The following is a 23,360-nucleotide window of genomic DNA, read 5'->3' as shown; positions in this document are numbered from 1 at the left end:
GTTTCGGCGACAGTGCCTGCCAGAACTTCCGACTCGTCCGTCAGAACTCCTGACTCGACCGTCAGAACTCCCGACTCAACCCCGGGTGCGAGGATGGCCGCATGCCGTCCGTGCTGCCCGTGGGTGATCCGGTCCCCGAGGACGGGGCACTGCCGGCGAGCGCGCTCGCGGGGCTGGGGAGCCGGCCGTTCGGCTTCTACGTGCACGTGCCCTTCTGCACGGTGCGCTGCGGCTACTGCGACTTCAACACCTACACCGCCGACGAGCTCGGCCCGGCCGGTGGCGCACCCGGCGCCAGCCGGGCGACGTACGCCGAGGCCGCGATCGCCGAGGTACGCCGGGCCCGGGTCGCGCTCGGCGACGTCGACCTCCCGGTGAGCACGATCTTCTTCGGCGGGGGTACGCCGACGCTGCTGAGCCCGGGCGACCTGGGCTCGATCGTCGCGTCGATCGCCGCGGAGTTCGGGCTGGCCCCGGACGCGGAGATCACCACGGAGTCCAACCCCGACAGCGTGGCGCTGTGGGACCTCGAGGAGCTGCGGGGCGCCGGCTTCAACCGGATGTCCTTCGGCATGCAGTCGGCCGTCGACCACGTGCTCAAGGTCCTGGACCGCACCCACGACCCGCTGCGGGTCCCGGCCGTCGTCGACTGGGCGCGCCAGGCCGGCTTCGAGCAGGTCAGCCTCGACCTCATCTACGGCACCCCGGGGGAGTCGCTCGCCGACTGGGGGACCAGCGTCGAGGCGGCGCTCGCCTGCGCGCCCGACCACGTGTCGGCGTACTCCCTCATCGTCGAGGACGGCACCGCCCTGGCCCGCCAGATCCGGCGCGGCGAGGTCGCGATGCCGGACGACGACGACCTCGCCGACAAGTACCTCCTGGTCGACGAGCGGCTGACCGCCGCCGGGCTGGAGTGGTACGAGGTCTCCAACTGGGCCAGGGGCGGGCCGGAGGACACGGCCAGCCGCTGCCGGCACAACATGCTCTATTGGAAGGGTGGCGACTGGTGGGGCGTCGGCCCCGGCGCGCACTCCCACGTCGGCGGCGTGCGGTGGTGGAACGTCAAGCACCCTGCGGCGTACGCCGAGCGGATCGCCCGCGGCGTCACGCCCGCGCACGCCCGGGAGGTGCTCGACGACGAGAGCCGCCGCGTCGAACGGGTCCTGCTCGAGCTGCGGCTGCGCGACGGGCTTCCCGTCAGCGTGCTCGACGCGACCGGACGGGCCGCGGTCAACGACCTCATCTTCGACGGGCTCCTCACGCGCCGCGCCGAGCGGCTGATCCCCACCCAGCGCGGTCGACTGCTCGCCGACGCCCTGGTGCGGGACCTACTGCCGTAGGCCGCCACGCCCTAGGGTGGCGGCATGACTCAAGGCCCCGAGGACCCCCACGTCCCCCCGCCGTACGGCGAGCCCACCCCGCCGTCCGGCGAGACCCCGCCCCCGCCGCCGCCCCCGGCCGAGCAGCCGGCACCGACCCCGCCGCCGTACGGCCAGGCACCGCCGCCCCAGCCCGGCTATGCGCCGCCGCAGCCCGGCTACCCGCAGCCCCAGCCCGGCTACGCGCAGCCCGGCTACCCGGCCGCGGCGTACGGCGCGAGCGCGCAGGCGCCGTACGGCGTGGACCCCAAGACCGGCATGCCGTTCTCGGACAAGTCCAAGCTGGTCGCGGGCCTGCTGCAGATCTTCCTGGGCGGCTTCGGCGTCGGCCGGTTCTACCTCGGCGACAACAAGACGGCCGTCTGGCAGATCGTCGTGACCGTGCTGACGTGCGGCATCGGGTCCATCTGGGGCCTGATCGACGGGATCATGATCCTGGCGACGGACAGCAAGGACATCAACGGCCTGCCGTTGCGCAACAGCTGATCCATCTGATCGGTTCTTCTGTCAGCACGCAGACAGAACGACGACCTCCATCGGCTCCACGATGAGCGCGCACCCGCAGCGGGTGCGCACCGGAGCCATGGAGGTCGTCTCATGTCGCAGTCCCTCGCCCGCGTCCTCGCGAACCCGGCGTTGCGGCGGGTCCAGCTCGCCTTCTTCGGCTCGACCCTGGGGGACTGGGCGTACTCGACGGCCCTGATCGTCTGGGCCTACTCCGCCGGCGGCGCGACGGCGGTCGGCGTCTACCTGGCGCTGCGGTTCGTCGTGGGTGCCGTCGCCGGACCGGTCGGCGCGACCCTCGCCGACCGCGTCGGCCGGAAGCGCTTCATGATGGCCAACGACGCGGCCCGCGCCGTGCTCGTCGGGGCGGCCGCCCTGACCATCGGGGTCGGTGGACCGGACCTGGTGGTCTACGCGCTGACGTTGACCGCCGTCGGCGTCGGGGCGTCGTTCCGGTCCGCCCAGGCGGGTTTGATGCCGCGCCTCGTCTCCGAGCCCGCGGAGCTGACCGCGGCGAACGCCGTGTCCTCCAACCTCGAGACCGTCGCGATGTTCGCGGGACCGGCGCTCGGAGCGCTCCTCGTGGGAGCCGTCGACGTCGAGCTCGTGCTCTGGCTCAACGCCGCCACGTTCGTCTGGTCCCTCGCGCTGGTCGCCGCCGTCAGGGTCCCGCCCGCCGCCACGACCGAGCCCGCGCCGGAGGACGAGGCCGAGCGCACCGGCTTCGCCCGCGACGTCACGGCCGGGTTCGTCGAGCTCCGGCGCGACCGCGACCTCGGTGCGGTCGCCACGCTCGCGTCCGCCCAGGGCCTGGTGTGGGGAGCCCTGACGGTGTTCCTGGTGATCGTCGCCGTCGACCAGCTCCACAGCGGGGCCGCCGGCGTGGGCTACCTCAACTCGGTGATGGGCATCGGCACGGTCGTCGGCGGCCTGGTCGTCCTGTCACGGGTCGGACGAGGGCGGCTCGCCCAGGACATGGCGTACGGCGTGCTGGGCTGGTCGCTCCCGCTGATCGCGATGGCGCTCTTCCCCTCACCGGTGACGGCCCTGGCCGCGCTCTCGGTGATCGGGCTGGCCGACCCGTGGGTCAACCTGGGCCTCGACACCATCCCGCAGCGGCTCGCGCCCGAGCGCATCCTCTCCCGCGTGTTCTCGGCGGTGGAGAGCTCGCTGATCGCCTCGATGGCGGTCGGCTCGCTGCTGGCACCGCTGCTGATCCACCTCGTCGGTGCCCGACCCGCGATGGCGGTGGTCGGCGGATCCGTGACCCTCCTGGTGCTGGCCCTGCTCGCCCGGGTGCGTCGCCTCGACGAGCGGCTGACCGAGCCCGAGCACGTGGACCTGCTGCGCTCGCTCGACCTCTTCGCGCCGCTCGCGGCCCCGACCGTCGAGGCCCTGGCCCACGGACTGGTGCCGGTCCGGTACGCCGCCGGGGACGTCATCCTCCGGGAGGGCGAGGGTGCCGACCGCTTCTACGTCATCGCCCTCGGCATGGTCGAGGTGACGCAGGCGGGGCGGGTCCTGCGCACCGAGCGCACCGGCGACTACTTCGGCGAGATCGGCCTGCTGCGCGACGTACCCCGCACCGCGTCGGTGACCGCGACGGCCGACACGGTCGTGCTGGCCCTGAGCCGCGCGGACTTCCTGGCCGCAGTGAGCGGTGTCCACGACTCGGCTCGGATCGCCGAGGACGTCGTCGCCCGGCGTCTCGCCGTCTGACGTCGGGGGAGCAGATGCGTGGATCGAGCCCGCCCGGGCGCCCGGATGCGTCATCCTTCTCCGGGGACAACGACGGCGATCGGGAGTGCGTGATGTCGACCTGCGCGAGCTGCGGCAGCGGCGGGCAGCCGGACGGCGCGCGCTTCTGCTTCTCCTGCGGTGCCGCCCTCGCGGCCCTGTCCTGTCGCAGCTGCCGGGCCGAGGTGGTCCCCGGTGCCCGCTTCTGCAGCTCCTGCGGCGCGGACCAGGCCGCCTCCTCCTCGAGCGTCGTCCAACCGGTGGCGTCGCGGCGGATCACCAGCGTCCTGTTCGGCGACCTCGTCGGCTTCACCGCCCTGTCGGAGACCCGTGACCAGGAGCAGGTGCGAGAGCTGCTGTCGCGCTACTTCGACGAGTGCCGCGCGATCGTCGCCCGCTACGGCGGCACCGTCGAGAAGTTCATCGGCGACGCCGTGATGGCCGTCTGGGGTGTCCCGACGGCCCACGAGGACGACGCCGAGCGAGCGGTCCGCGCCGGCCTCGAGCTGGTCAACACGATTGCCGCGATGGGCTCCGACGTCGACGTGCCCGACCTCGCCATGCGGGTCGGCATCGTCACCGGAGAGGTCGCGGTGACGGTCGGCGCCGAGCAGCAGGGCATGGTCGCCGGCGACGCGGTCAACACGGCGTCGCGGGTCCAGTCCGCCGCGACGCCCGGGCAGGTGTGGGTCGACGAGACCACGCGCCTCCTGACGTCGTCCGCGATCACCTACGTCGACGTCGGCAGCCACGCGATGAAGGGCAAGGCCGAGCCGGTGCCGCTGTGGGCGGTGCGAGCGGTCGTCGCGGCCGTCGGCGGCGCCCAGCGTGCCGACGGACTCGAGGGGCCGCTGGTCGGACGCGATCGCGAGATCCGGCTCGTCAAGGAGCTCTTCCACCGCGTCGAGGAGACCGAACGGCCCGCCCTGCTCGTCGTCGACGGCGAGGCCGGCGTCGGCAAGTCACGGCTGGCGTGGGAGTTCGAGAAGTACGTCGACGGACTCAGCGGCGAGGTCCGCTGGCACACCGGGCGGTGCCTGTCGTACGGCGAGGGGGTGGCGTTCTACGCGCTCGCCGAGGCGATCCGGGCCCGTCTCCAGGTCGTCGCGGACGGTGCCGGCGACGACGACCCGTCGCAGCTCCTCGCAGGTGGCCTCGCGCTCCTGGTCGACGATGCGGACGAGCGCGCTTGGCTCGAGCCACGACTCGCCGCGCTGCTCGGGATCGGCACCGTCGGGTCGTTCCAGCGCGAGGACCTCTTCTCCGCGTGGTCGACCTTCCTCGAGCGGGTCAGCGACGGGGTGCCCGTCGCACTGCTGATCGACGACGCCCAGCACGCCGACGACGGCCTGATCAGCTTCGTGGAGCACCTGCTCGCCGTCGCGACCTTCCCGTGCTTCGTGATGCTGCTGACCCGCCCGGAGCTCCTGGACGCCAACCCCGGACTCGCCACCAACCGGCGCTCGACCGTCGTGCACGTCGACACCCTCGGTGACCGGGAGATGGGGCAGCTCCTCGACGGCCTGGTCGCGGGCCTCGACCACGACGTCCGCGACGCCCTGGTCGAGCGGTCCGAAGGAGTCCCGCTCTTCGCGGTCGAGACCGTCCGCTCCCTCATCGACCGTGACCTCGTCGTCCCTCGGGGCGGGCAGTACGTGCTGGCCGGCGACGGCCCGCTCGACCTCGACCGGTTGGGCGCGCCGGCATCGCTGCAGGCCCTGGTCGCCGCCCGGCTCGACCAGCTCTCGCCGCACCAACGCCGCGTCGTCGACCGGGCCAGCATCGTCGGCCGGCCGTTCTCGCGCGACCTGGTCGCGGCGCTCTGCCCCGACGTCGTCGACCTCGACCAGGTCCTCGCCTCGCTGGTGCGGCTCCAGCTGCTGCGGCAGGAGACCGGACGGTTGAGCAGCGAGGTCGGTCTCTACGAGTTCGTGCAGGTCGTGGTCCGACAGGTGGCCTACGGCACCCTGTCCCGGCGCGACCGGAAGGCGGGCCACCTGGCGGTGGTGGCGCAGCTCGCCGAGGCGGGCGACACCGCCGACGAAGCGGTCGCCATCGCTGCCCAGCACCATCTCGAGGCCATCGACGCGGTCCCGGAGGACGCCGACGTCCCGGCGCTGACCGAGCGCGCGATCGAGCTGCTGCGCCTGTCGGCGGTGCGGGCACGGGCGCTCGGCGCGCCGGGGGAGGCGGCCGGCCATCTCGGCGCGGCTCTCGGTCGGGCGACCGACCCGCTCCAGCGGGCCGCCCTCGAGCTCGAGCTCGCCCGGGCGCTCAGGGAGACCGAGGACCCGGGCGCTGCGATCGCACCGGCCGAGTCGGCCCGGGACGCCTTCGACGCCGCCGGCGACGAGCTCCGGGCCGCCGACGCGGTCAGCGTGCTCGCGCACGCGATGTCGATCGGCCGGATGGACATCGAGGTGCCACTGGCGATGGCGCAGGAGCGCTACGCCCGGCTGCGCGACCGAGAGGACGCCGTGGGCGTGCGGATCGCGCTGGCGCAGGCGATCGTGCAGATCAAGCTCCGCACCAGCAGCGGGTTCGGCGATGTGGCCGGTGACCAGGTGCGGCTGGCGGAGCGGCTGGGCGACGAGCGACTCCTGGCCGACGCGTACGTCGCCCTCGCCCTGCACTACATGGTCACCGGGTCGCGCGGGCTCGGCCGGGTGATCTTCGAGGCGGCCGCCGAGCTGGCCCGTCGGCACCACCTGCTGCCCACCCTGACCCGGGTGCTGGTCAACCTCAACGTCTCCTGGGTGCCCGACGACGCGGCCCGGGCGCGTGAGTTCGGCATCGAGGCCGTGGCCATGGGCCGCCAGTCCGGGTCGTTCACCGCGCTGTCCGGCGCCGCCTCCAACCTCGCCCTGGCCCAGCTGGTCGTGGGCGACTGGGGCGGAGCACTGGAGTCGGCGGACGCCAGCTCCGACGAGCCGGTCGCCGACCTCGTCCGGGCGCGCATCGCCTCGGCGCGGGGGACCGCATGGCGGTTGCAGCCCGAGATGGAGGACGACGAGTACGCCGGCGAGGATCTGTCCCTCCGCTGCTTCGTCGAGGTGCTGCGGGCGCTCGACGCACTGGCCACGGACGCACCGGCGGGCGCCTGGGCGCTGCGCGCCGCCGAGACGTCGTACGCCGTCACGGAGCTGTACGACGACTTCACCGTCATCTGGCAGGTGGCGACCGATGCGGCCTGGGCGGACCAGGACCACGACGCGCTGGCGGGCCTGCTCGCCATCGTCGACGGTCACGGGGACGGCAGCCTCCCGGCCGGCGTCCGAGCCGTCCACTGCCGCATCTCCGGGCTGCAGGCAGCGGCTGCCGGCGACCTCGGCACCGCTGAGGCCCGGCTGCGCGAGGGGATGCAGTGGGCGACCCAGTGGAGCTCCGAGCCCACGTTGGCGCAGTTCCGGGCCGACCTCGCCGTCCTGCTGCAGCATGCCGGCCGGACCGACGAGGCGGCCGAGCTGGCGGCGCAGGCGCGGTCGATGTTCGACGGGCTGGGCGCGACCCGTTGGAGAGACGAGCTCGACGCCGCCCTCGCGGGCGCCGCTGTGTGAGCTCAGCCCGCCTCGGCGTCGAGCCGGGCCCGGTCGAGGACGGTGACCTTCCCCCGACCGAGCGCGACCACCCCCTGGTCCTCGAGCCTGCGCAGGATCTGGTTGACGCTCGGCCGGGTGCCCCCCACCAGCTCGGCGAGGTGCTCCTGCGTCAGCGGGATCGTCGTGGGCCCGCGGCCATCGGCGTACAGCTCCGCCAGCTCGCCCAGGCGTCGGTGCACACGCTGGTCGAGCCCGTCGTACATCGCCTCGAGCAGTCGCCCCGACAGCTCCTCGACGCGGCGTGCCATCAAGGTCAGCAGCAGGTGGTCGGCGGCGCGGTGCCGCGTGCGCAGGTCGCGGAACTCCGCCGCCGAGAGCGACAGCGTCTGGGCGGGTTCGAGCGCCACGATGGTGGCCGAGCGCGCCGAGGGCTGGCCCTCGAGCAGCGACAGCTCCCCGAAGTAGTCGCCCGGACCGAGCAGGTTGATCGTCGCGTTGTCGCCGTCCCGGGTCGTGACCCGTACGGCGAGCCGCCCGGACGCGACCAGGTGCAGGCTGTCGGACGGTTCACCCTCGCGGACGAGCACGTCGCCGCGGGCGTAGGCACGTCGCCGCGCCGCGGACAGCACCCGACCGCGTTCGTCCTCGTCCAGCGAGGCGAGCAGCGGCCAGTCCATGGGGCCAGTCAACCAGCGACCTGCGGGGCGTGTCGGCAGGACGACGCACGTTGTGTCAGGAAGCCGACGGAAGATGCCGCCGAGCTGGGCGAGAGTTCAGGTGTCAGCACACCACCGGAGGAGCCCGCCATGATCGTCTCGAACCCCACCGCCGCCGTCCACACCAGCCGCACCGGCGTAGGTGCCGACCGCGTGCAGCCCCGCGGCGTCGACTCGGGCCGCTGACCGGCCCCTGATCTGGTCGACGACGTCCGGCTGTGGAGGGGCCTGGACACTCAGCCCGCGACGAAGTCGATCAGCTCCTCGACCCGGCCCAGCAGGGCCGGGTCGAGGTCCTGGTAGGACGAGACCCGGCTCAGGATGTGCTGCCAGGCGCGGGCGGTGTCGGCCTGGTCGCGGTGCGGCCAGCCGAGCTGCTGGCAGACGCCCTTCTTCCACTCGATGGTGCGCGGCACGTCGGGCCACTTCCTGATCCCGAGCCGCTCGGGCTTGACCGCCGCCCAGATGTCGATGAAGGGGTGGCCGACGATCAGCACGTGCTTGCCGACGGGCGACGTCGCGATCCCCTGGGCGATGCGGCTCTCCTTCGAGCCCGGCACCAGGTGGTCGACCAGCACCCCGACCTTGCGGTCCGGCCCCGGCTTGAAGTCGCGCAGGTGGTCGGCCAGGTCGTCGACACCGCCGAGGAACTCCACGACCACGCCCTCGATGCGCAGGTCGTCGCCCCACACCTTCTCGACGAGCTCGGCGTCGTGCCGGCCCTCGACGAAGATCCGGCTCGCGCGGGCCACCCGCGCCTTCGCGTCGTGGACGGCGACCGAGCCGGAGGCCGTCCGGGTCGGCTTCGCCGGGGCCGAGCCGCGCACGGGCGCCGCGAGGATGACGGGCCTGCCCTCGAGCAGGAAGCCCGGACCGAGGGGGAACGTACGCCGCTTGCCGCGCCGGTCCTCGAGCGTCAGCGTGTGGAGGTCGCGGTCGACGGCGACGATCTCACCGACCCAGTCGGTGGTGACCTCCTCGACGACGGCACCGATCTCGGCAGGAGCCTCGACGGCCCGGCCGCGCTTGGGGGCGCGCCAGTCGGTGGCCAGGACATCGGTGCCGTAACGGTCGTGGGAGCTCACCTCGGCAACGCTAGGCGGCACCACCGACAAGCCGGTGGGGGCGCGCCGTCAGTCGTCGGAGTCGGCTTCGCCGTCCGTCGTCGTCTCGTCGGCCGTCTTGCCGCCGAGCACGTCGAGCTCCTCGGGCGACGGGGCGTCGTCCTCGTCGGTCAACGGCTTGGCGAGCGGGTTGTCGTCGGTGGGCTGGAGGTCCTCGGGGAGGTCCTCGTCCTCGATGGCCTGGGTGGGGTGCTCGTCGCTCATGGGGAGCACGTACCCGCTCAGGCCAGCGGCAACCGCTTCTCGCTGCGGGAGAGCTGCGCATACCCACGGCGTACGGCGGCCGCGAGCTCCTCGCGCGGGTAGGGCCACCCGACCGCCTCGAGGGCGTCCTCCGCGCGGACGCCGCGGGCGGCCAGGTCCCGGATCGTCTGGGCGACGATGCCGATCGCGTTGCGCTGCTCCTCGACGAACTCCCGGTCCACGGGGGCGCCGTGCCCCGGCACCACCACGGTCGCCGACGTGCTGAGGCTCAGCACGATGTCGAGGGAGTGCGGCCACTCGAGCGGGTAGCAGTCGTCGCCGAAGCCGGGCACGCCGTTGCGCGCCATCGACTCCTCGACCAGGTCGCCGGCGAGCAGCACGTCCACGTCGGGCACCCGCAGGACCAGGTCGCCGCCGGTGTGCCCGCGACCCGGGTGGACCAGCTCGACGGCGCGGTCGCCGAGGTCGAGCGAGACCGCGGACGAGAAGGTGCGGTCCGCGGGCACGATCACCGTCGCCCGGACCTCGTCGCCGTGCGGGTCGTCCGGGTCGGCGTCGTAGAGGCCCTTGATCCGCTCGCCCGCGGGGACGGTGCGCTCGGCGGCCACCTCGTGGGCGTGGATCGGGAGCTCGCCGTACGCCGCGCGGAAGGCGCCGTTGCCGAACGTGTGGTCGAAGTGCTCGTGGGTGTTGACGACCCCGACGACCTCGCCCGCACCCAGGCGGCGTACGTCGTCGACGACCGCGCGGGCGGCCAGGTCGGAGGCGTGCGTGTCCACGACCAGCAGGCCGCGGTCGCCGCCCACGAGCGTCACGTTGACGTCGAACCACTCGTAGCGTGCGACCCAGACCCGGTCGGCGATCTCGGTGAAGGCCACCCGGTCAGCGTAGGGGGCTCAGCCCCCGGGTCAGCACAGACCTGCGTGCAGCCCCCGGCGCAGCATGTCGCCGAGCTCCGTCAGGTCGCGCGCCGGGCGGGCGAACGCGATCACCTGCTCGTGGGCGCCGGTGTGGTCGACCCACTGGATCTTGACGTCGGCGGGCGTGAGCCGCGCGATCCGCACGCCGACGACGTCGCCCTGGCGGGTGCCGGTCCCGAGGCCGATCGCCTGGCGCAGCTCCTCCTGGTGGCAGTCGTTGGCGTGCTCGACGGACCGCTGCAGGTGGCCGCGGTTGAGGTGGTGGGCCCGGCTGCGGAACTCCTCGAGCCGCACGCGGTGCTGCCGCTCGGGCACGCCGGGCGCCGCCGTCGCGGGCCTCGCGAGCAGCACGAAGTTGAGGTCGAGCGACACCACGTGGCGGACCTCGTTGCAGCAGTCGCAGTGCTCGTAGCCGGTGCGCTCGAGGCGGCCGGCCAGGGTCAGGGTGTCGCCGCGCTCCGGGCCACCACGCGGGCCGAGGCCGCTGGTGACGGTGAGCAGCGCGCTGCTGCGCTCGGCGGCGGCGCGGGCGACGGGGGAGCTCTCGGGGCAGAGGAAGGTCGGCGTACCCCGGTGGTCGGTGAGGGCCAGGTCCTCGTCGGGGCCTACGGCGTGCTCGTGGCCCTCGATCACCAGGCTGACGGTCGCGGGGCAGGCGAGGATGCTGCGCGCGTCCGCGGCCACCAGGCGGGGGTCGACATCGGGGGTGTGGTGCTCGGTCGTGGTCACCGCTGGCTCCATCCACTGCGACGGGTGAGGACTTAGGTAAGCCTAACCTACTGCGATTCCGGGTGCGACGCACCGGGCCTTCCACGATGTGGCCCTGAGCCCGCCGGGTACTCTTGGCACTCCCACCAAGCGAGTGCCAGGACCGTGCGGAGACCGCGCAGAGACAAGGAGGCGGGCGAGTGCAGGAAGAGCGCAGGCTGGCCGTGCTCCGCGCGATCGTCGAGGACTACGTCGCCACCGAGGAGCCGGTCGGCTCCAAGGCGCTGGTCGAGCGGCACCGGCTGGGCGTCTCGCCCGCCACGGTCCGCAACGACATGGCCGCCCTCGAGGACGAGGGCTACATCACCCAGCCGCACACGAGTGCCGGCCGGGTGCCCACCGACAAGGGCTACCGGCTCTTCGTCGACCGGCTGACGACGGTCAAGCCGATGAGCTCCGCGGAGAAGCGCGCGATCGCCACGCTCCTCGACGGCGCCGTCGACCTCGACGACGTCGTCCAGCGCTCGGTCCGGCTGCTCTCGCAGCTGACCCGCCAGGTCGCGATCGTGCAGTACCCGACGCTGTCCCGCTCCACCGTCCGCCACATCGAGGTGGTGGCGCTCGCGCCCAGCCGGCTCCTCGTCGTCCTGATCCTCAGCACCGGCCGCGTGGAGCAGCGGCTGGTCGAGCTGGCCACCGACCTCGACGACGCCGCGATCGCCGACCTGCGCGCCCGGGTCAACGGGGTCGCCACCGGCGAGGTGATCGCGGACGCCAGCGCCGCCCTGAGCACCTTGGTGACCGGCGCCGACGCCCCGGTCCCGCCCGCGACGCAGGCCGTCGTCGAGGCGCTGCTCGAGGCGATGTCCGACCACCGGTCCGACGAGCGCATCCTGGTCGGCGGCGCCGCCAACCTGGCGCGGTACGGCGACAGCTTCGACTCCGCCGTACGCCCGCTCCTCGAGGCGCTGGAGGAGCACGTCGTGCTGCTCAAGCTCATCGGCGAGGCGTCGACCGGCGAGCCCGTCACCGTCCGGATCGGTCACGAGGGCCCCTACACCGAGCTCGCGTCGACCAGCGTCGTCGCCGCCGGCTACGGCCCGGGCGAGGAGGCGTTCGCCCGCCTCGGCATCGTCGGGCCGACGCGCATGGACTACCCCGGCAGCATGGCCGCCGTCCGGGCGGTCGCCCGCTACGTCTCGCGGATCCTCGACGAGGCCTGAGCGCGCCCCCAGCAGCACCGACCGCACCACCCACCAGCACGAGCAGTGAAGGAAACACGTGAGTCAGGACCCGTACCAGCTTCTCGGAGTCGACCGCGACGCGGACGCAGACGCCGTCAAGAAGGCCTACCGGCGACTCGCCCGGCAGTACCACCCCGACGTCAACCCCGACCCGGACGCCCAGGAGCGCTTCAAGGAGATCTCGCGCGCCTACGAGATCCTCTCCGACCCGCAGAAGCGGGCGGCGTTCGACCGTGGCGGCGACCCCTTCGGCGGCGCCGGCGCGGGCTTCGGCCAGGGGCCGGGCTTCTCGTTCACCGACATCATGGATGCGTTCTTCGGCCAGCAGGGCGGTGCCGCCGGCGGCGGCCGCGGCCCGCGGTCGCGCGAGCGGCGCGGACAGGACGCGCTGATCCGGATCGAGATCACCCTGGCCGAGGCGGCGTTCGGCGTCGCGCGTGAGCTGATGGTCGACACGGCGGTGCTGTGCACGACCTGCGGCGGCGAGGGTGCCGCTCCGGGCTCCCACGCCACCCCGTGCGAGACCTGCCACGGTGCGGGCGAGGTGGCCCAGGTGCAGCGGTCGTTCCTCGGCGAGATCCGCACGCTGCGGCCCTGTCCTGCCTGCCGCGGCTTCGGCACGATCATCCCCGACCCGTGCCGTGAGTGCTCGGGCGACGGCCGGGTGCGCGCTCGCCGTACCCTCACCGTCAAGATCCCGGCCGGCGTCGACACCGGCACCCGCGTGCAGCTCTCCGGCGAGGGCGAGGTCGGGCCCGGCGGGGGACCGGCCGGTGACCTGTACGTCGAGATCCACGTGGCGCAGCACGAGGTCTTCACCCGCAACGGCAACGACCTGCACTGCACGGTGACGCTGCCGATGACCGCGGCCGCGCTGGGCACCGTGCTGACCCTGCCGACGCTCGAGGCCGACGTCGTCGCGGACGAGGAGCCGACCACCGAGATCGAGACCAGCCTGGAGCTCGACGTGCGCCCCGGCACCCAGTCCGGCTCCGAGCAGGTGCTCCGCGGGCGCGGCGTGCCCGGGCTGCGAGGTGGCCGCGGCGACCTGATCGTGACTGTGCTCGTCGACACCCCGACCAAGCTGGACGCGCGCCAGGAGGAGCTGCTGCGCGAGCTGGCGGCGATCCGGGACGAGGAGCGGCCCTCCGGCCACGTGCACCCGACCAGCCGCTCGATGTTCGGCCGGCTCCGAGACGCGTTCAACCAGCACTGATGTCCCTCCCGGTCCACCTCGTCCCGGCCCTCGGCGGTGTCGCGGTCGGGGACGTGGTGACCGTCGAGGGCGACGAGGCGCACCACGCCGTCGCCGTACGCCGGCTGCGGGTGGGCGAGCAGGTCGTGCTCACCGACGGCGCGGGCGTCGCGGTGCAGGGGTCGGTCGGGTCGACCGGCAAGCGGGTGTTCACGCTGACCGTCGAGTCGGTGTCGGCGGCCGAGCCGCCGACACCCGAGGTGGTGGTGGTCCAGGCGATCCCCAAGGGGGAGCGCGGGGAGCTGGCCGTCGAGGTGCTCACCGAGATCGGCGTCGCCCGCGTCGTACCGTGGGCGGCGGCGCGCAGCGTCGCGGTCTGGAAGGGCGAGCGAGCCGCGAAGTCGCTCGCGAGGTGGCGGGCGACGGCCCGCGAGGCGGCCAAGCAGGCGCGCCGGTCGTGGTTCCCCGAGGTGTTGGAGATGGCGTCGACCGCCGAGGTGGTCGCGCTGGTCGCCGGTGCCGATCTCGCCGTGGTGCTGCACGAGGCGGCCTCGGCGCCGTTCGCGGACGTCGCCGTCCCGGCCGCAGGCCGGATCGTCGTCGTGGTCGGACCCGAGGGCGGGCTGACCGACGACGAGGTCGCGGCCTTCGTGGCGGCCGGTGCGGTCTCCGTGCGCCTCGGCGCCGAGGTGCTGCGTACGTCGACCGCGGGTGTCGCCGCCGTGGCCGCGATCCTGTCGCGGACGCCGCGCTGGGGGTAGCGCGGCCGGTCAGGCGCGGTCGTGGAGCGTGACCTGGTAGCCGTCGGGGTCGGCGAAGGTGAACGTCCGGCCGAACGGGCCGTCGATGGGCGCTGACACGATGGGGTGACCGTCGGCGACGAGTGCGTCGTGGATGGCCTGGACGTCGGTGGCGTGGAGCCAGATCGCGGCGCCGATGCCGGGCTGGGCGACCGAGGTCAGGTCGGTGCCCGGGATGACGTCGCGCAGCGCGAACGCGATCGGCTTCGTCTCGAAGACGACGGCGTGCGGGGCGCCGGCCGGCGAGCGGACGAGGCCGAGGTAGTGCTCGTAGAACGCCTGCGAGGCGTCGAGGTCGCTCGCCTGCAGCGAGATGAAGTCGGGGCCGGTGACGGGCATGTGCGTGCTCCTTCGGATTGCGTGTCAGTTTTCTGACATTCAAGGTATGTCAGAATACTGACATGAGTCAAGACGGGATCCACCTCGAGACCTCGCTCGGCTACCTGCTGAAGGAGGCGTCGAGCGTCCTCCGTGCGGCGATGGAGGAGGTGCTGCGACCGCTCGGGATGACGGTGACCCACTACTCCTGCCTCGAGCTGCTGGCGCAGCGCCCCGGCCTGTCCAACTCCGAGCTCGCGAGGGGAGCGTTCGTGACCCGGCAGTCGATGAACGTGCTGCTCCAGGCCCTGGAGCGCGACGGCTACGTGACCCGGGCCGCGGCGGCGCCCGTCGGGAAGGCCCTGCCCACGCGGCTCACGCCCCGCGGCCGACGCAGTCTCGCGAAGGCGACCGTGGCCGTCCGGTCGGTCGAGGTGAGGATGCTGGCCGGCATGACCGAGGCCGAGCAGGCCGGCGCCCTCCGGATCCTGCAGAGCATGATCCGCTCGCTCCGCGAGGGCGGCGAGACGGGGTAGGGGCCGGGAGTTTCGTCGGCTGGCCGATGAAACTCACGCCTGGACGACAAAGCTTCATCGTCCAGGCAGGAGTTTCGTCGGCCGACCGACAAAACTCCCGCCCTCACCGCCCCAGCAGCCCCTCGACGCGGTCGATCTCGACATCGAGGTCCGCGCGCTCGCGCTTCGTGAGGTCGCGGAAGAGCTCGATGACCTCGACCCGGTCGTCGGCCATCCGCCACAGCCCCTCGAGCCAGCCGTCGACGAAGAGCATCATCCCGACGCCGCCGTTGGGACCCATCCAGTGCCGGCGCTTGGCCGGCTCGGTGACCCGGTCGCGGCCGGCGTGGGAGAGCCAGAGGTTGTCGTACGTGCCGAGCAGCCGGGGTGGCGCGGGCGCGTCCTCGTCCTCGACCACGCCGCCGGGTACGTCGTACAGCACCTTGCCGGCCTCGTCCTCGTGCCGCTCGAGGTCCATGCCGGCCAGCACGGGGCCGAGCCGGGTGACACCCGACCAGGTCGTCACGTCGGCGGCGGACGCCGGGCCGAAGGCCGCCAGGTAGCGCCGGACGATGTCCGGCACGTCCGGCTCGCGCATCGGTGCGCCGATCCACTCCTCGAGGGGCTCGTAGGCGACACCGCCGGTGCCCTTCCACGTCCCGCGCGGCGGCGCCTGCACCAGCGCGCGCCCGAGCTGGGGGAGCGGGTCGGCGTGGTTGCGCTGCACCCGGTCCATCACCACCTGCGTCCACGGCCGCAGCACGAGTGCGTCGCCCGGGTCGAGCAGGTGGATGGTGCCGCGCATGGTGAGCAGCCGCACCAGGGACCGCTCCTCGAGCGCCCGCGTCACGGCGTACGGGTCGAACGACGTCAGCCGCGCCTGCAGTGAGAGGTACGGCGGCAGCGTCTCCTGCGCCTGCAGCCCGACCAGGTGGCGGGCCATCTCCTCCGGCGTCGCGTCGACGCGCTCCAGCAGGTGCTGACGCCGCAGCAGCGTGCGGTTGAGCCGCTGCCGCGTCAGCCTCACTGGATCGTGATGCTCTTCGTGTCGACGGTCGGGCCGCCGCCCTCGCCCTCGGACGGGTCGTCGGTCATGGCGACGAACGTGTAGTCGCCGGCCGGCAGGTCCGACACGTCGACGTCGGTCTCCCAGGGGTAGAGCTTGTCCATCCAGCCCTCGGCCGTCGCGAAGCCCTTCTTGACGACCTTGCCGTCGGCGCCGCCCTCCCGGATCTCCCACGGGGTGTTCGCCTCGAACGAGCTCGAGGCGCCGCTCGCGGTGAAGGTCCCGCTCACGCTCGCACCTTGCTCCGGCGCGGTCACGTTGACGAGGGCGCGTACGTCGGTCTCGGGGTCGTTGCTGACCTCGCCGCCGAGCCCGAACAGGTCGGCGGGTGCACCGTCGAGCGTGAACGCCAGCGGCAGCCGCTTCTGGGCGATGCCCTGGAGCGTGTAGACGGCCTGCTGCGCGGCCATCCTGGCCTGGTCGTCCGTCATCCCGTCGGGGGCGGTGGTCCACGACTCGTCGGGCAGCCCGACGGTGATCTTGTCGGCGCCGATCTCCACGCTGGTGAAGCTGCCGCTCGGGTAGAGCGTGTCGTAGTCGGGGTCCAGGGCGTCGCCGGCCGTCATCAGGGCGAGCGCCTCCGCGGCCGGGTTGTCCGCCTCGACCTTGCGGAACTCCCGGAAGAGCCGCTGCCCCTGCGGCGTGTCGCCGACGAAGTAGACCGGCACGGTCGTGGTGTCCGCGCTCTCCGAGCCCGGGTCCGTCGGCTCGTCCGAGCCGTCGCTCGGGTCGGCGGCCTGGGTGGGGGTCGCGTCGCTCGACACCGGGTCCTGGCCCTCCGAGCCGCAGCCGCTCAGCCCGGCGAGGGCGAGCGCGGAGACGGAGGCGAGGGCGGCGAGTCGGGTGCGGGAGGACATGGGGCTCATTTTCGGGGTCGGCACGGCCTATCGGACGGTGATCGTGCGCGTGTCGTGGTCCAGGAGTGACAGCTCGGCGCCTCCCGACGGGTCCGGCAGCACCACGACGAACGTGTAGCTGCCGGGTGCGAGGCCGGCCAGGTCGACGCGAACCGACCACGGGCGCAACCCGGGGCCAGAGCCTGGTGCGGCGGCACGACCCTCGCGGACGGTCTGACGCGACGGGTCCTGGAGCTCCCAGTGCACCGAGGCTTCCGCGCGACCACGCGCCTCCATCGCCCCCGCGTAGGAGTTGCCCTCGGCCGGGTCGCTGATGCTGACCGGGTTGAGCACGTCGGCTGAGGGAGCCGCCTGGTACGAGTCACCGACCGGGCGGCCGTCGTCGACGAACTGGACGGGCAGGCGCTGCCCCAGGGCCCCCTGGAGCGTGTAGACGACCTGCTGCGCGGCGATCCCGTCCGGGGCGGGCAGTCCGGCGTCGCCGAGCTCGACCTCGATGGTCCCGTCGCCGAGCGTCGCGGACTCGAAGGACCCGGGCGTCCACGTCGTGCGGTAGTCCGGGTCGGCGGCCGGGTGCTCGATGCGCTCGAGGGCGCGCTGCAACGGTTCGCCCGACGCCACTTCCTCGAACTCGCGATAGAGGCGCCCCTCGCCACCGGGGGCGTCGCCGACGAAGTACGCCGGCACCAGCTGGGTCGAGGCCGGCGGGTCCATCGCCATGTCGTCGTGGTGGTGCCCGGGCGCGTCGGGGCCGTCGCCAACGACGGCGACGACGGCGACCGCGGCGGCGGTGGCGAGCACGGTCGCGCCGGCCGCCCAGAACCACGGACGAGCGGCGGCTCGCGCGGGACTCGCCGTACGCGTCCGGAGCTCGGCGAGCCGGTCCGTCGGCTCGATGTCGTCGACCGCGTCGCGGAGCAGGTCGTGGAGGTCGGTCACAGGTCCCCCTGGAGGAGAAGTCGGAGGGCGGCGGCGCCGCGGGAGGCGTGGCTCTTGACGGCGCCGCGGCTGATGCCGAGCGCGTCGGCGATCTCGGCCTCGGAGAGCTCGAGGTAGTAGCGCAGCGCCAGCACCTCGCGCTGGCGCTGCGGCAGCCGCCGGAGCGCGTCGAGGACGGCCGAGCGCCGGTCGGTGGCGAGGGCGGCCTGGTCGGCACCGGCCTCGATCAGCGGCGGCGTACGACGGGCGGCGTGGCGCTCGACGACGGCCCGGTGCCGCAGCGCCGACCGGGACCGGTTGACGACGGCCTGCCGCAGGTAGGCCAGGGCCAGGTCCGGGTCCCGCAGCCGCGACCAGCGGGCGTGGACGGCCACGAACGCGTCCTGGGTGACCTCCTCGGCGACCCCCTGGTCGCGGACGAGCAGCACGGACAGCCGCACCAGCTGGCGCCAGTGCGCGGCGTACAGCTGCTCCAGCGCCTCGTCCGCGGTCCACACGGGCCGGTCGGTCACGGTTGTCACGCTAGTGGGACGCGTGGGGACGTCCGGTGGTTTACTGCCCAACGGGAGGAATTGTGGACTGTCTGTTCTGCAAGATCGTCGCGGGGGAGATCCCGGCGGAGATCGTGCACACCACCGACCGCACGCTCGCGTTCCGGGACATCAGCCCGAAGGCGCCGCTGCACGTGCTGGTGGTCCCGCGCGACCACTATGCCAACGCGGCCGAGCTGGCCGCGGCGGATCCCGAGACCTCCGCCGCGCTGGTCACCTCGGCCGCCGCGGTCGCCGCTGCGGAGGGGTACGCCGACTACAACCTGGTCTACAACACCGGTGCGGGCGCCGGGCAGACGATCTTCCACACCCACGTGCACCTGCTCGGCGGCGCCGACCTCACCGGGCTGGTCGGATGAAGCGGCTCGCCGCCGTCGCCGCCGCTGTCCTCCTGGTCGTGACGCTGGCCGGCTGCGTCGACGAGGACAGCGACCGCCGGACCGGCTCGCCCAGCGAGATCCTCAAGCCGCCGGACCCGCCCGGCGTCGAGGCGAAGCAGCTCGCCGCGCTGCCCCCGGGCAAGATGCTGCCGCTGCGCACCGGCGAGCACCGGACGACCGTCACGATGCCGGAGGCCTACACCCCGTCAGCGCCGTCCGGTACCGGCACCGACGACTACCGCTGCTTCCTGCTCGACCCGAAGCTCGACAAGGACGTGTGGCTGACCGGCAGCCACGTGCTGCCCGGCAACCCCCAGGTCGTGCACCACGTGATCCTCTTCCGGGTCGACCCGGGACAGGTCGCCGAGGCGGAGCAGAAGGACGCCGACGCGCCGGGCGAGGGCTGGACCTGCTTCGGCGGCACCGGGCTCCAGGGGGAGTTCGTCAAGATCGACGACGCCCCCTGGCTCGCCGCCTGGGCGCCGGGCGGCGACGAGACCAAGGTCCGCGACGGCTACGGCGTACGCCTCGCCGCCGGCTCCCGGATCGTGATGCAGGTCCACTACAACCTGCTCAAGGGCGCCGCACCCGACGTCTCCAGCACCCAGCTGCGCTGGATGAGGGGGAGCACCGACCTCACCCCCGTGCACACCTTCCAGCTGCCGGCGCCGGTCGAGCTGCCCTGCCGGCCCGCCCACGACGACGGGCCGCTGTGCGACCGCGACGCCGCGGTGGCCGACGTGATGGAGCGGTTCGGGGGGGCGGGCAACACCAACAGCGCCCTGCACTTCCTCTGCAACAGCCAGGGCGAGCCGATCCCGTCCAACACCACCTCGTGCGTGCGCTACGCGCCGCGGGGGATGACGATCCTCGGCGTCGCCGGCCACATGCACCTGCTGGGTCGCAAGATCAAGATCGAGGTCAACCCCGGCACCCCGAAGGCGCGCACGATCCTGGACATCCCGATCTGGGACTTCGACAACCAGGGCTCGAAACCGCTCAAGCAGCCCCTGCACCTCGACAAGTTCGACACGATCAAGGTCACCTGCACCCACCAGCAGTGGCTGCGCGACCGGTTGCCGGCGTTCGCCGGCCAGCCCGACCGCTACATCATCTGGGCCGAGGGCAGCACCGACGAGATGTGCCTGGGCACCCTCCAGGTCGCCTTCGACGACGAGGTCTCCTAGAAGGCGTAGAAGAGCCGCATCACGGCGAGCACCACGGGCAGCCCGAACATCACCAGCAGCACCCACGCCGCGATCCGGTGACCGGGCTTCGTGGAGTCGAGCCGGCCCGCGAAGTCGAGGATCGCACCCTCCGGCACGTGGTGGGTCAGCCCCATCGCACGAGCGTGCTCGGGGAGGTGCTGACCGGCGAACCAGTACGGCGGCGCGTCCTCGGGCAGGTCGGGATCGTCGTCCCAGAGGTCCTCGCGATCGCCCGCAGCCGGCATGACGCAACCGTACGCCGCAACTCGTTGGGCCGGGCGATGACGCTCCCGTAGCATGGAAGGGCCTCCACCACCGACCGAAAGGATGCCCGTCCGGGCCTCCATGACTGACTCCCACACGACCCCGGCCCCCACGGCCCAGCACACGGTCGTCGTCCCCAACAGCATCAACATGGTCAGCCTCCTCGGGCCCGGTGACGAGCACCTCCGCGTGATCGAGCGCTCCTTCGAGGCCGAGGTCCACGTCCGCGGCAACCGGATCACCCTGCAGGGCGAGCCCGGCGAGGTCGCGCTGGCCGAACGCCTCCTCGACGAGCTGGTCGCGCTGATCCGCACCGGCCAGGGCGTCACCGGCGAGACCGTCGAGCGCGCGCTCGCGATGCTCCGTGCCGAGACGACCGAGCGCCCGGCCGACGTGCTGAGCCTCAACATCCTCAGCAACCGCGGGCGGTCCATCCGCCCCAAGACGCTCAACCAGAAGCGGTACGTCGACTCGATCGACAAGCACACGATCACGTTCGGCATCGGCCCGGCCGGCACCGGCAAGACCTACCTCGCGGTCGCGAAGGCCGTGCAGGCGCTGCAGTCCAAGAAGGTCAACCGAATCATCCTCAGCCGCCCGGCGGTCGAGGCCGGCGAGCGCCTCGGCTTCCTGCCCGGCACCCTCACCGAGAAGATCGACCCCTACCTGCGGCCGTTGTACGACGCCCTGCACGACATGCTCGACCCCGAGCTGATCCCCAAGCTGATGGCCGCCGGCACCATCGAGGTCGCGCCCCTGGCGTTCCTGCGCGGTCGCTCGCTCAACGACTCGTTCATCATCCTCGACGAGGCGCAGAACACGACGCCCGAGCAGATGAAGATGTTCCTGACCCGGTTGGGCTTCGGCTCCAAGATCGTCGTCACCGGCGACGTCACGCAGACCGACCTGCCCAGCGGCCAGAAGTCCGGCCTGCGCGCGGTGGAGGAGATCCTCGACGAGGTGGAGGACATCTCCTTCAACCGGCTGACCGCGTCCGACGTCGTACGCCACAAGCTGGTGGGCAAGATCGTCGAGGCCTACGACGAGCACGACGCCCGCGCCGACCTCCGCCAGACCCGACCATGACGATCGAGATCCTCAACGAGTCGGGCCGCGAGCTCGACGTCGACCGCCTGGCCCGGCTCAGCCGCTTCGTGATGGACCGGATGCGCGTGCACCCGATGGCCGAGCTGTGCATCAAGGCCGTCGACGAGCCGACCATCGCGCAGCTCAACGAGCAGTGGATGGACAAGCAGGGCCCGACCGACGTGCTGGCGTTCCCCATGGACGAGCTGCGCCCCGGCCTGGTCAACGAGGAGCCCGAGGAGGGCGTGCTCGGCGACCTGGTGCTGTGCCCCGACATCGCCGAGAAGCAGGGCGAGACCGCCGGCCACGGCACCGAGGCCGAGATCGAGCTGCTGACCGTCCACGGGATCCTGCACCTGCTGGGCTACGACCACGCGGAGCCGGAGGAGCACAAGGAGATGTTCGGTCTCCAGGACGAGCTCCTGGCGGCCTGGCGTCTCCAGTGAGCGGGACCGACGTCTGGCTGCTGATCGCGGCCGCCGCCCTGGTCGTGCTCGCCGGTCTCTTCTCGGCCGCCGACGCCGCGCTCGGGTCGTTCTCCAAGGCGCGCGCCGAGGAGCTGGCCGACGACAACCGTCCCGGCTCACGCCGGCTGGTCGCGCTGCTCGAGGACCCGCCGCGCTACCTCAACACCGCGCTCTTCATGCGGCTGCTGTGCGAGATCTCGGCGATCGTGCTGGTCGCGTTCACGATCGACCAGGCGTACGACGGCGCGTGGTGGCCCGCCGTCCTGACCACGATCGCCGTGATGCTGGTGATCTCGTTCGTCGCGATCGGCGTCGCGCCCCGCACGGTGGGCCGTCAGCACTCCGAGCGGGTGGCGCTCGCGTCGGCCGCGCCGCTGTCGTTCGTGACCGCGATCCTGGGACCGCTGCCCAAGCTGCTGATCCTGGTCGGCAACGCACTGACGCCGGGCAAGGGCTTCCGGGAGGGACCCTTCTCGACGGAGACCGAGCTGCGTGAGCTGGTCGACCTCGCCGAGGCGTCGTCGCTGATCGAGTCCGGCGAGCGCAAGATGATCCACGACGTCCTCGAGCTCGGCGACACCATCGCCCGCGAGGTGATGGTCCCGCGCACGGACGTGGTCTACATCGAGCGCCACAAGAACCTCCGTCAGACGCTCTCGCTCTTCCTGCGCAGCGGCTTCTCGCGGGTCCCGGTCATCGGTGAGAACCTCGACGACGTCGTCGGCGTCGCCTACCTCAAGGACATCGTGCGCCGCGACTTCGAGGCACCGGACGTGGAGTTCACCCAGCGCATCGACGAGGTCATGCGGCCGGCGCACTTCGTGCCCGACTCCAAGCCGGTCGACGGGTTGCTGTCCGAGATGCAGGCGATGCGGCAGCACATCGCGGTCGTCGTGGACGAGTACGGCGGCACCGCCGGGCTGGTCACCATCGAGGACATCCTCGAGGAGATCGTCGGCGAGATCACCGACGAGTACGACGCCGAGGAGATCGAGGTCGAGACGCTCGACGACGGCGTCGTACGCGTGTCCTCCCGCTACCCGATCGACGACCTCGACGAGCTCTTCGGGTTCGACGTCGAGGAGGAGGACGTCGACAGCGTCGGCGGCCTGATGGCCAAGCACCTCGGCCGAGTCCCGATCCCGGGGTCGATCGTCGACGCCCACGGGCTCCGCTTCGAGGCCGAGGCCGCCACCGGGCGCCGCAACCGCATCGGCACCGTGCTCATTGCACGCGTCGCCACCGAGGCCGAGTCGAACGAGGACGACGATGACTGACCTGACCGCCCCGCTGTCCGCCGAGGACGCCAAGCTGGTGACCCTGGCCCGCGCGACCCGGGCGCGCACGGGTGCCGCCGAGGGCGCCGCCGTACGCGACTCCGACGGCCGCACGTACGCCGCCGCCACCGTCGACCTGCCGTCGCTGCAGGTCTCCGCGGTCGGCGTCTGCGTCGCGATGGCCGTCGCCTCGGGGTCGAAGGGGCTCGAGGCCGTCGTCGTGCTCACCGGCGCGGACGCCGTGCGCGACGGCGACCTCGCCGCGGTCCGGGACTTCGCGGGAGCCGACGTCGTCGTGCACCGCGGCGACGTCAGGGGCGCGGTCGCGGAGACGCTGGCCTCGTAGCCGACCGGCGGCATAG

Annotated in this window: 25 protein-coding genes; 14 read left to right on the top strand and 11 right to left on the bottom strand. The window is 72.8% G+C overall.

Annotation, left to right across the window (positions count from 1 at the left end):
- Positions 1 to 101 precede the first annotated feature (101 nt).
- The 4 genes from hemW (at position 102) to ABEA34_RS03325 (ending at position 7,177) form a co-directional block, all read left to right on the top strand.
- Positions 102 to 1,340 carry a radical SAM family heme chaperone HemW gene (gene hemW, locus ABEA34_RS03340; RefSeq protein ID WP_345519265.1) on the top strand — a complete coding sequence of 413 codons (1,239 nt, stop codon included), beginning with the start codon at positions 102 to 104 and terminating at the stop codon, positions 1,338 to 1,340.
- Positions 1,341 to 1,364: 24 nt separating this feature from the next.
- Entirely contained in the window at positions 1,365 to 1,865 is a 501-nt protein-coding gene (locus ABEA34_RS03335; RefSeq protein WP_345519263.1) for a TM2 domain-containing protein, read from the top strand.
- Positions 1,866 to 1,976: 111 nt separating this feature from the next.
- On the top strand, positions 1,977 to 3,602 hold the full coding sequence (locus ABEA34_RS03330; RefSeq protein ID WP_345519261.1) for an MFS transporter: 1,626 nt from the start codon (positions 1,977 to 1,979) through the stop codon (positions 3,600 to 3,602).
- A gap of 92 nt (positions 3,603 to 3,694) precedes the next feature.
- Positions 3,695 to 7,177, top strand: coding sequence for an adenylate/guanylate cyclase domain-containing protein (locus tag ABEA34_RS03325; RefSeq protein WP_345519259.1), 3,483 nt, complete (start codon positions 3,695 to 3,697; stop codon positions 7,175 to 7,177).
- 2 nt (positions 7,178 to 7,179) lie between these two features.
- On the opposite strand, the gene ABEA34_RS03320 is transcribed toward ABEA34_RS03325, so the two are convergent.
- From ABEA34_RS03320 to ABEA34_RS03300, 5 genes are all read right to left on the bottom strand, one after another.
- A complete protein-coding gene (locus ABEA34_RS03320; protein WP_345519257.1) occupies positions 7,180 to 7,836 on the bottom strand; it encodes a Crp/Fnr family transcriptional regulator in 657 nt (218 codons plus the stop codon).
- 275 nt (positions 7,837 to 8,111) lie between these two features.
- Positions 8,112 to 8,960 carry a DUF3097 domain-containing protein gene (locus tag ABEA34_RS03315; protein ID WP_345519255.1) on the bottom strand — a complete coding sequence of 283 codons (849 nt, stop codon included), beginning with the start codon at positions 8,958 to 8,960 and terminating at the stop codon, positions 8,112 to 8,114.
- Positions 8,961 to 9,008: 48 nt separating this feature from the next.
- Positions 9,009 to 9,203: a hypothetical protein gene (locus tag ABEA34_RS03310; protein WP_345519253.1), complete on the bottom strand. Its 195-nt coding sequence runs from the start codon at positions 9,201 to 9,203 to the stop codon at positions 9,009 to 9,011.
- A 17-nt stretch (positions 9,204 to 9,220) separates the two neighbouring features.
- Complete coding sequence (locus tag ABEA34_RS03305; protein ID WP_345519251.1) at positions 9,221 to 10,081, bottom strand: MBL fold metallo-hydrolase; 861 nt, start codon at positions 10,079 to 10,081, stop codon at positions 9,221 to 9,223.
- Positions 10,082 to 10,111: 30 nt separating this feature from the next.
- Entirely contained in the window at positions 10,112 to 10,852 is a 741-nt protein-coding gene (locus ABEA34_RS03300; RefSeq protein WP_345519249.1) for a hypothetical protein, read from the bottom strand.
- A gap of 179 nt (positions 10,853 to 11,031) precedes the next feature.
- Between ABEA34_RS03300 and hrcA the strand changes: the two genes are divergently transcribed.
- From hrcA to ABEA34_RS03285, 3 genes are read left to right on the top strand one after another with little or no spacing between them, the layout of a single operon-like run.
- The gene (hrcA, locus tag ABEA34_RS03295; RefSeq protein ID WP_345519247.1) at positions 11,032 to 12,054 is read left to right on the top strand and encodes a heat-inducible transcriptional repressor HrcA; all 1,023 of its coding nucleotides are present in this window, start codon (positions 11,032 to 11,034) and stop codon (positions 12,052 to 12,054) included.
- A 58-nt stretch (positions 12,055 to 12,112) separates the two neighbouring features.
- Complete coding sequence (dnaJ, locus tag ABEA34_RS03290; RefSeq protein WP_345519244.1) at positions 12,113 to 13,291, top strand: molecular chaperone DnaJ; 1,179 nt, start codon at positions 12,113 to 12,115, stop codon at positions 13,289 to 13,291.
- Positions 13,291 to 14,031 (top strand): 16S rRNA (uracil(1498)-N(3))-methyltransferase, encoded by a 741-nt coding sequence (locus ABEA34_RS03285; RefSeq protein ID WP_345519242.1) that lies wholly within the window; start codon positions 13,291 to 13,293, stop codon positions 14,029 to 14,031. Before dnaJ ends, ABEA34_RS03285 begins: the two co-directional genes overlap by 1 nt.
- Positions 14,032 to 14,040: 9 nt before the next feature.
- On the opposite strand, the gene ABEA34_RS03280 is transcribed toward ABEA34_RS03285, so the two are convergent.
- The gene (locus tag ABEA34_RS03280) at positions 14,041 to 14,409 is read right to left on the bottom strand and encodes a VOC family protein (RefSeq protein WP_345519240.1); all 369 of its coding nucleotides are present in this window, start codon (positions 14,407 to 14,409) and stop codon (positions 14,041 to 14,043) included.
- A gap of 62 nt (positions 14,410 to 14,471) precedes the next feature.
- Between ABEA34_RS03280 and ABEA34_RS03275 the strand changes: the two genes are divergently transcribed.
- Positions 14,472 to 14,924, top strand: a complete 453-nt coding sequence (locus ABEA34_RS03275; RefSeq protein ID WP_345519238.1) for a MarR family winged helix-turn-helix transcriptional regulator — start codon at positions 14,472 to 14,474, stop codon at positions 14,922 to 14,924.
- A gap of 103 nt (positions 14,925 to 15,027) precedes the next feature.
- On the opposite strand, the gene ABEA34_RS03270 is transcribed toward ABEA34_RS03275, so the two are convergent.
- From ABEA34_RS03270 to ABEA34_RS03255, 4 genes are read right to left on the bottom strand one after another with little or no spacing between them, the layout of a single operon-like run.
- Positions 15,028 to 15,930, bottom strand: coding sequence for a winged helix DNA-binding domain-containing protein (locus ABEA34_RS03270; protein WP_345519236.1), 903 nt, complete (start codon positions 15,928 to 15,930; stop codon positions 15,028 to 15,030).
- A complete protein-coding gene (locus ABEA34_RS03265) occupies positions 15,927 to 16,826 on the bottom strand; it encodes a Gmad2 immunoglobulin-like domain-containing protein (RefSeq protein ID WP_345519234.1) in 900 nt (299 codons plus the stop codon). The genes ABEA34_RS03270 and ABEA34_RS03265 overlap by 4 nt, the downstream gene beginning before the upstream one ends.
- Before the next feature lie 27 nt (positions 16,827 to 16,853).
- Positions 16,854 to 17,765: a Gmad2 immunoglobulin-like domain-containing protein gene (locus ABEA34_RS03260; RefSeq protein WP_345519232.1), complete on the bottom strand. Its 912-nt coding sequence runs from the start codon at positions 17,763 to 17,765 to the stop codon at positions 16,854 to 16,856.
- The gene (locus ABEA34_RS03255) at positions 17,762 to 18,277 is read right to left on the bottom strand and encodes a SigE family RNA polymerase sigma factor (protein WP_345519230.1); all 516 of its coding nucleotides are present in this window, start codon (positions 18,275 to 18,277) and stop codon (positions 17,762 to 17,764) included. The genes ABEA34_RS03260 and ABEA34_RS03255 overlap by 4 nt, the downstream gene beginning before the upstream one ends.
- A gap of 62 nt (positions 18,278 to 18,339) precedes the next feature.
- On the opposite strand from ABEA34_RS03255, the gene ABEA34_RS03250 reads away from it, so the two are divergent.
- Together ABEA34_RS03250 and ABEA34_RS03245 are read left to right on the top strand one after the other, a co-directional pair.
- Complete coding sequence (locus tag ABEA34_RS03250; RefSeq protein WP_345519228.1) at positions 18,340 to 18,675, top strand: HIT domain-containing protein; 336 nt, start codon at positions 18,340 to 18,342, stop codon at positions 18,673 to 18,675.
- Positions 18,672 to 19,883, top strand: a complete 1,212-nt coding sequence (locus ABEA34_RS03245; RefSeq protein ID WP_345519226.1) for a hypothetical protein — start codon at positions 18,672 to 18,674, stop codon at positions 19,881 to 19,883. The genes ABEA34_RS03250 and ABEA34_RS03245 overlap by 4 nt, the downstream gene beginning before the upstream one ends.
- On the opposite strand, the gene ABEA34_RS03240 is transcribed toward ABEA34_RS03245, so the two are convergent.
- Positions 19,880 to 20,149 carry a hypothetical protein gene (locus ABEA34_RS03240; RefSeq protein WP_345519224.1) on the bottom strand — a complete coding sequence of 90 codons (270 nt, stop codon included), beginning with the start codon at positions 20,147 to 20,149 and terminating at the stop codon, positions 19,880 to 19,882. The genes ABEA34_RS03245 and ABEA34_RS03240 overlap by 4 nt on opposite strands.
- A 100-nt stretch (positions 20,150 to 20,249) precedes the next feature.
- Between ABEA34_RS03240 and ABEA34_RS03235 the strand changes: the two genes are divergently transcribed.
- The 4 genes from ABEA34_RS03235 to ABEA34_RS03220 are packed head-to-tail and all read left to right on the top strand — an operon-like array spanning position 20,250 to position 23,344.
- Positions 20,250 to 21,254, top strand: coding sequence for a PhoH family protein (locus ABEA34_RS03235; RefSeq protein ID WP_345519222.1), 1,005 nt, complete (start codon positions 20,250 to 20,252; stop codon positions 21,252 to 21,254).
- Complete coding sequence (ybeY, locus tag ABEA34_RS03230; RefSeq protein WP_345519220.1) at positions 21,251 to 21,700, top strand: rRNA maturation RNase YbeY; 450 nt, start codon at positions 21,251 to 21,253, stop codon at positions 21,698 to 21,700. Before ABEA34_RS03235 ends, ybeY begins: the two co-directional genes overlap by 4 nt.
- A complete protein-coding gene (locus ABEA34_RS03225) occupies positions 21,697 to 22,998 on the top strand; it encodes a hemolysin family protein (RefSeq protein ID WP_345519218.1) in 1,302 nt (433 codons plus the stop codon). The genes ybeY and ABEA34_RS03225 overlap by 4 nt, the downstream gene beginning before the upstream one ends.
- The gene (locus ABEA34_RS03220; RefSeq protein ID WP_345519216.1) at positions 22,991 to 23,344 is read left to right on the top strand and encodes a cytidine/deoxycytidylate deaminase family protein; all 354 of its coding nucleotides are present in this window, start codon (positions 22,991 to 22,993) and stop codon (positions 23,342 to 23,344) included. Before ABEA34_RS03225 ends, ABEA34_RS03220 begins: the two co-directional genes overlap by 8 nt.
- Positions 23,345 to 23,360 lie beyond the last annotated feature (16 nt).

Source organism: Nocardioides conyzicola (genome assembly GCF_039543825.1).
GTDB lineage: Bacteria > Actinomycetota > Actinomycetes > Propionibacteriales > Nocardioidaceae > Nocardioides > Nocardioides conyzicola.
The sequence above is the reverse complement of the archived record's forward strand: the minus strand, read 5'-3'. Positions and strand labels throughout refer to the sequence as shown.

Coding starts and splice junctions, on each gene's coding strand:
- hemW (WP_345519265.1), top strand. CDS start 102: ATGCCGTCCGTGCTGCCCGTGGGTGATCCGGTCCCCGAGGACGGGGCA.
- ABEA34_RS03335 (WP_345519263.1), top strand. CDS start 1,365: ATGACTCAAGGCCCCGAGGACCCCCACGTCCCCCCGCCGTACGGCGAG.
- ABEA34_RS03330 (WP_345519261.1), top strand. CDS start 1,977: ATGTCGCAGTCCCTCGCCCGCGTCCTCGCGAACCCGGCGTTGCGGCGG.
- ABEA34_RS03325 (WP_345519259.1), top strand. CDS start 3,695: ATGTCGACCTGCGCGAGCTGCGGCAGCGGCGGGCAGCCGGACGGCGCG.
- ABEA34_RS03320 (WP_345519257.1), bottom strand. CDS start 7,836: ATGGACTGGCCGCTGCTCGCCTCGCTGGACGAGGACGAACGCGGTCGG.
- ABEA34_RS03310 (WP_345519253.1), bottom strand. CDS start 9,203: ATGAGCGACGAGCACCCCACCCAGGCCATCGAGGACGAGGACCTCCCC.
- ABEA34_RS03285 (WP_345519242.1), top strand. CDS start 13,291: ATGTCCCTCCCGGTCCACCTCGTCCCGGCCCTCGGCGGTGTCGCGGTC.
- ABEA34_RS03280 (WP_345519240.1), bottom strand. CDS start 14,409: ATGCCCGTCACCGGCCCCGACTTCATCTCGCTGCAGGCGAGCGACCTC.
- ABEA34_RS03275 (WP_345519238.1), top strand. CDS start 14,472: ATGAGTCAAGACGGGATCCACCTCGAGACCTCGCTCGGCTACCTGCTG.
- ABEA34_RS03265 (WP_345519234.1), bottom strand. CDS start 16,826: ATGTCCTCCCGCACCCGACTCGCCGCCCTCGCCTCCGTCTCCGCGCTC.
- ABEA34_RS03245 (WP_345519226.1), top strand. CDS start 18,672: ATGAAGCGGCTCGCCGCCGTCGCCGCCGCTGTCCTCCTGGTCGTGACG.
- ABEA34_RS03240 (WP_345519224.1), bottom strand. CDS start 20,149: ATGCCGGCTGCGGGCGATCGCGAGGACCTCTGGGACGACGATCCCGAC.
- ABEA34_RS03235 (WP_345519222.1), top strand. CDS start 20,250: ATGACTGACTCCCACACGACCCCGGCCCCCACGGCCCAGCACACGGTC.
- ybeY (WP_345519220.1), top strand. CDS start 21,251: ATGACGATCGAGATCCTCAACGAGTCGGGCCGCGAGCTCGACGTCGAC.
- ABEA34_RS03220 (WP_345519216.1), top strand. CDS start 22,991: ATGACTGACCTGACCGCCCCGCTGTCCGCCGAGGACGCCAAGCTGGTG.